The following is a 6,430-nucleotide window of genomic DNA, read 5'->3' as shown; positions in this document are numbered from 1 at the left end:
TCGACGGTGGTTTCGGGGCAGGCCGGGGCGATCGCGCGGCTGGTTGAGGAGTTGCAGGGGCGGGAGGTGTATGCCCGCAAGATCAATGTGGATTACGCGTCGCACAATGCGCAGATGGATCCGTTGTTGCCTGGTCTGGCGTCGGGGTTCGAGGGGATTGTGCCGGGGCGGGCGGATATCGCGTTCTATTCGACGGTGACGGGTGGGGTTGCCGCTGGGCCGGAGCTGGATGGCGGTTACTGGTGCCGGAATCTGCGGGAGCCGGTGCGTTTCGACCGGGCGCTGGACCAGCTCCTTCAGGACGGTCATGGTGTTTTCGTCGAGATTTCGGCGCATCCTGTTCTGTCGATGCCGCTGACCGATGGCAGTGCCGAGCGGGGCGGCATCGTCGTCGGCTCCCTGGCCCGTGACCGTGGCACCATCACCCAGTTGCTGCGCAATATGAGTCTGCTCCATGTTCAGGGACACCAGCTCGACTGGGACCGCGCCCTGGGTACCGGGTCGGGGAACCTGGTCCCTCTGCCCACCTACGCCTTCCAGCGCGAGCACTACTGGCTGCCCGTCCCGAAGACTGCTGGTGATGCCGGTTCCCTGGGTCTTGAGGCCTCGCCGCATCCCTGGCTGGGAGCACTGACCCCGCTGGCCGACGGCGAAGGACACCTTCTCACCGGCCGCCTGTCCCTCACGGACCACCCGTGGCTGAAGGACCACACCGTTTTCGGCTCGGCCATCGTCCCCGGCACAGGTCTGCTCGAACTGGCCACCGCGGCCGCCCACGAGACCGGCGCGGACGGAGTCGCCGAACTGACCCTGGCCGAACCGCTGGTCATCGACGACGCGGTACGGATCCAGATCACGGTCGGTGCCCCCGGCGCAGACGGCCGCCGCCCGATCACCATCCACGGACGCCCCGAGAACACACAGGGCGACTGGACCCGCCACGCGAGCGGCGCGCTGAGGGAAGAGACCGCGGACACCACGACGGACAACGCCTTCGCAGAACTGCGCCGATGGCCGGTGGCCGGGGCAGAGCAGGTCAACCTCGACGGCTTCTACGACCGGTTCAGCGCCCAGGGCATCGACTACGGCCCCGTCTTCCGAGGGCTGACCGGTCTGTGGCGCAAGGGCGGCACCGCGTACGGCGTCGTATGCCTGCCGGAGGCCACCGCGAGCGCGGACTACCACCTTCACCCGGCGCTCCTCGACACGGCCCTGCACATCATGAAGGGCGTCACCGCCGCACGCGGCGAGGACGAACCGGAAGGTGCCCTGCTGCCCTTCGAGTGGACGGACGTCGAGCTGTACGCGGCGGGCAGCGGCGAACTGCGCGTCCGTGTCGACGTCGAGTCGTCCGAGACCGGCCAGGAGGTCCGGGTATGGGCCTGCGACACGATGGGCGAGCCCGTCGTACGGATCGGCGCCCTGCATCTGCGCCGGGCGACAGCCGAACAGCTGCGCTCGGCGCGGACCGCCGGCGCCGACGGTCTCCACCGCCTGGAGTTCCGGCCGACAAAGGCACCCGCCGCCCAGGGCACGGCCGCGGACGCCGTACTCACCGGCACCGGCGTACTCGCCGAACTCCTCGGCGTACCGACCCTGCCCGACCTCGACGCACTGGCCGCCCGGCTCGCATCACACCCGGACGCACCCGCCCGTGTCGTGATCGACACGACCGCCCCGCCGCCCTTCCACAGCGCGCCCGAAGCCGCGCACAAGGCCGCCGAGTACGTCCTCGAACAGCTCCAGGCAGTACTGGCCGACGAGCGGCTCGCGTCGACCGAACTCGTCTGGGTCACGCGCGGCAGCGTCGCCGCGGCCCCCGGTGACCGGCTCGACGGACTGCCGTACGCGCCGCTGTGGGGACTCATCCGTTCGGCACGTGCCGAACACCCGGAGCGCGGCCTGCGTCTCATCGACCTCGGCGCGGACGACGCCGACCGGGACGCACTCGCCCGAGCCCTCGCCGTGACCGGTGAGCCGGAACTCGCCGTGCGCGGCGGCGAGGTGCTCGCCGCCCGTCTGGTACGCGTCGCCACCGACGACGCCACCGCCGCACGGCCCCTCGACCCCGAAGGCACCGTGCTGATCACCGGAGGCACCGGCGAGCTCGGCCGGGAGACCGCCCGGCATCTCGTACGCCACCACGGCGTGCGCCATCTGGTACTGACCTCACGACGCGGGGCCGACGCGCCCGGCGCCACGGAACTGATCCACGAACTGGAAAGAGAAGGTGCCAAATGCGTACGAGTGGTTGCGTGTGATGTCGCTCGGAGAGATGACGTGGCGCAGGTGCTCGGTCTTGCTGAGAAGGACCGGCCTTGGACTGCGGTCCTGCACCTCGCGGGAATACTGGACGACGGCGTTCTCCTCGGCCAGGACGCGGAGCGACTCTCCCGCGTAATGGCCCCGAAGGTGAAGGGCGCCTTCTACCTGGACGACCTGACCCGCGACCTCGACCTCGCGGCCTTCGTCCTCTTCTCCTCGGCGGCCGGCACCCTCGGCACGGCGGGCCAGGGCATCTACGGCGCGGCCAACACCTACCTCGACGCGTTCGCCGCCGACCGGCGCGCCTCCGGCCGCCCGCTCACCAGCCTCGCCTGGGGGCTCTGGCACCAGGCGGGCGTGGGCATGACCTCCCACCTGGGCGCGGTGGATCTGGAACGCATGCGCCGCCAGGGAATCGCGCCGCTCCCCTTCGAGCAGGGCCTGGCTCTCCTCGACGCGGCGCTGGCCCGCCCCGCCGGCAACTTCGTCCCCGTGAAACTCGATCTGCGGGCCGCGCGGCGAGACGTCGAGCAGGGCAAGGACGCCCCCGCCCTCTTCCGCGCGCTCGTACGGTCGCGGCTGCGCCGTGCGTCCGCCGCGGCGGACGGCGCAGCCAACCCGGCGGGCCTGCGGGAGCAACTGCTGGCCGCGCCCGAGGACCGGCGGCCGGAGCTCGTGACGGAGACGGTGCTGCGTGAGGTGGTCACGGTGCTCGGCGTGAGCGACGCCGGCGCTCTCTCGCCGCAGCAGGTCCTCAAGGAGCTGGGGCTCGACTCCCTGATGGCGGTCGAACTGCGCCGCCGCCTCTCCGCGGAGAGCGGCGTCCCCCTGCCCGCGACCCTGGCCTTCGACTATCCGACGCCCGGCCACATCGCCCGGCTGATCCTGAGCCGGATGGACCTTCCGGCGGACCGGCCCGCGGCCGGCCCGTCCGGGCCCGAGGACTGCGAATCGCTGCTCGGCTGGGCGCTCGAACGGCTCTCCGCCGACCGGATCCACAGCAGCGGACTGCTGGAACGCCTCGTCGAACTGGCCCAGCAGGAGAGCCCGGAGACCCCGGCGACCGTTCCCGCCCCGGCTGCGGCGGCTGAGGCGGAGCGCTCGGTCGACGACATCAACGCGGAGCTGAACGCACTGCTGGAGGCGTCGGGTCTCGGCCTTGAGTGAGGCGGTGGGAAGCCGGAGCGGCCGAAGAGCGACGGTCCCGTGACCTGACCGCGCTCAAGGCCGCCATGGCATCCGGCACCGACGAACTCCTCCTCGCAGCCGGCCGGCAGATCGGCGCCGAACGAATCGAGGAACTCACACTCCACGCACCGCTGACCAGGTGTTTTTGATCCTCCGGCTTGGTGAGGAGTCGGGGCATCCCGTGGGCGCGACGAGGTCACCCACGGGATGTGCTCAACTGGTGAGTGAGGAGGCAGGATGCCGTTGCGTGATCGGGGTGACGGTCATGCTGTTGTCATCAGACGCCAGAGGGACGTGGTCTCGGCGCTTCGCGCTGTGTGGAGTGGGTTGGTGGCGTCCCTGGAGCGTGGGTGCCGGGGCTTGGTGTCGATCTTGTCCACAACGCGAAGGTGTGCTGCCTGGATGGCGTCGAGCAGTTGCCGGCGTGTCCGGAGTCCGAGGTGCTCTGCCAGGTCGGACAGGATGAGCCAGCCCTCGCCGCCCGGTCGGAGGCGGGCGGACAGTCCGGTGAGGAAGCTGTGGAGCATGGTGCTGTCCGGGTCGTAGACGCCTTGCTCGATGGGGCCTGTGGGACGGGCGGGGAGCCAGGGCGGGTTGCATACGATGAGGTCGGCTCGGCCTTCGGGGAACAGGCCGGGGCCCGACACCTCGATTCGATCGGTCAGTGCCAGCCGGTAGACGTTCTCCCTGGCGCAGGCCAGGGCGCGTGGACTGATGTCGGTGGCCACGACGCGGTTGATTCCGCGGTGGGCCAGGACCGCAGCGAGGACACCGGTTCCCGTGCCGAGGTCGAATGCCGTACCGGTGGCGGGACTGTGCCGGGTTTCCGGTGGCAGCGGTGCGTGGGCCACCAGGTCAACGTACTCGCCTCTGACGGGTGTGAACACGCCGTAGTGGGGGTGGATGCGGGTGCCGAGCGCCGGCACATCGACCCCTTTCAGGCGCCACTGGTGAGCGCCGATCACTCCCAGGAGTTCCCGCAGAGAGACCGCCATGGGTCCCTTTGAGGGGCCATAGGCTTTCCGACACGCCTGGTGGACATCGGGGGCCCGGCGCAGTGCCAGGGTGTAGTCGTCGTCCAGCAACACCAGGAGCTTTCCGAGGACGCGGGCGCGGTGATTGCTGCTGCGTCGGTGCAGGCGGAAGGACTCGCTCGGGGAAGTGCTGGACCTGGGCGGTTTGCGGTCGATGCGGCGGCCCATCGCCTGCAGGAGTTGCTGGGCGTTGTGGAAGTCTCCTTGCCAGAGCAGGGCCGTTCCTTCGCACGCCTGTCGGTAGGCGTCGTTGGCCTTCATCCGGTCGTCGGCGACGACGGTTCGTTGTGGGAGGGGGGTGTTGTTCTCGGAATGCCAGCGGGCGGACTGGTGGGTGTGGTTTTCGGTCCAGTGGATCGTGGACACCACGAACTCCTCGTGATCGAGTGCAGGGGCGCGAAGAGCACTTCGATGAGGAGCAGGCTGAACCCACGCCTGTCCTCCGGACAGGCGTGTGCGTTGAGGCAGGGGTCCGCTACCGCTCTCGCGTCGAAGCGCGAGAGCGGACGTCCCAGACAACCATGCCGAGCATCAGGGTCAGCCCTTTCGGAGGAATGGCAGCAGGCTCGCACAGGTGCTGCTTGGTTGCCAAAAACACCAGTCAGGCCAGGTCAACGGGCCGGCTTCTTCGTCCACTGGCTGGTCCGCGGGTTCTTGCGGGTCAGGCGCCGGGTCATCATGGTGATGAGTGCCCCAGTTCAGGTGGGCTTCGGAGTGCCGGCGCAGCCGCTCGTAGTCGCGTGCGTTGCGGCGGGCGTTCACGCACCAGCCGATCGTCCGCTCGACGTTCCAGCGGCGGGGCAGGACGACGAAGCCCTTGACATCTTTGGGCCGGGAGACGCTACGCAGGGTGAGCCAGAGGCGGTCGCGGGCCCAGTCCACGAGTTCGCCGACGTAGCCGCGGTCGGCCCAGACGTGGGTGATCTGCGGCTGGGGCAGACGCAGCCGCCAGAACACGTCGCGGGCGGCGTCACGGTCCCGGATGTCGGCGAGCGTCACCGTGATCAGCACGGGCAGGCCGAGCGTGTCCACGGTGATATGTCGTTTGCGGCCGTTGATCTTCTTCGCGGCGTCGTAGCCGCGGCTGTTGCGGCCCACGGTGGAAGCCCCTGCGACTCGTCCAGATCGACGACGCGCATCCGCTCGCCGCCGTGTTCCACCAGGCCGGCGCCGAGATCTCCGCCCTCGTCGACAGCGAGCTCGGAAGCACGCTCCGAGCGGACCAACAACGCCCCAGGCCATGTCCACCACCACTCAAGCGAACACCGATTAAGTGGCGGGGTCCCTGATCTGTCCCGTCCGGGACGCTGTTCGCTCGCGGTGGCCGTGCAGAGAGGCTCGATGGTGTCGAATTCAAGCCAGGACCGGATGGAAGCCGCGCTCCCCGCGATTCGCGCGCTGCAGAAGCGCGCGGCGGATCTCGAGGCGCGCCAGGCGCGGCAGCATGAGCCGATCGCCGTGGTATCGATGGCGTGCCGGCTGCCGGGTGGCATCGACACCCCTGAGGCGTTCTGGGAGCTGCTCGCATCGGGCGGTGACGCGGTGGGCGGTCTCCCGGAGCGCTGGCGGGGGCTTGACCTCTACGATCCGGACCCCGACTCCGTCGGCAAGAGCTACTCGAGCCAGGGCGGGTTCATCGAGGGAGTCGAGGGGTTCGACGCGTCGTTCTTCGGGATCTCGCCGCGTGAGGCGCTGTCGATGGATCCGCAGCAGCGGCTGGTGCTCGAGGCGTCGTGGGAGGCACTGGAGCGCGCCGGGATCCGTCCTGAGTCGCTGGGCGAGAGCCGTACGGGCGTCTACCTCGGCGCGATGAGCTCCGACTACGGAGACCTGGGCCGCGACCTGGACGCCCTCGACGGGTACGTCAGCACCGGGAACGCGTTGAGTGTGGTGTCGGGTCGTGTGGCGTACACGCTGGGTCTTCAGGGCCCGGCGATCACGGT

General features: G+C 69.8%; 4 protein-coding genes. 2 read left to right on the top strand and 2 right to left on the bottom strand.

The window, feature by feature from the left end; translation table 11 throughout:
- Nucleotides 1-3,432, top strand: a 3,432-nt coding sequence (locus ACIRQP_RS41890; protein WP_403900663.1) for an SDR family NAD(P)-dependent oxidoreductase, incomplete at its 5' end; no start/stop codon positions are given.
- Between the two features lie 284 nt (nt 3,433-3,716).
- On the opposite strand, the gene ACIRQP_RS41885 is transcribed toward ACIRQP_RS41890, so the two are convergent.
- Nucleotides 3,717-4,853 (bottom strand): methyltransferase, encoded by a 1,137-nt coding sequence (locus ACIRQP_RS41885; RefSeq protein ID WP_403900661.1) that lies wholly within the window; start codon nt 4,851-4,853, stop codon nt 3,717-3,719.
- Nucleotides 4,854-5,024: 171 nt separating this feature from the next.
- A complete protein-coding gene (locus ACIRQP_RS41880) occupies nt 5,025-5,585 on the bottom strand; it encodes a transposase (RefSeq protein WP_403900659.1) in 561 nt (186 codons plus the stop codon).
- A gap of 243 nt (nt 5,586-5,828) precedes the next feature.
- Between ACIRQP_RS41880 and ACIRQP_RS41875 the strand changes: the two genes are divergently transcribed.
- Nucleotides 5,829-6,430, top strand: a 602-nt coding sequence (locus ACIRQP_RS41875; protein ID WP_403900657.1) for a beta-ketoacyl synthase N-terminal-like domain-containing protein, incomplete at its 3' end; no start/stop codon positions are given.

Origin of the sequence: Streptomyces sp. NPDC102274 (assembly GCF_044766385.1) — a bacterium.
Taxonomy (GTDB): Bacteria; Actinomycetota; Actinomycetes; order Streptomycetales; family Streptomycetaceae; genus Streptomyces.
Note: the sequence above shows the minus strand (reverse complement) of the source record. Positions and strands in the feature narration are given on the sequence as shown.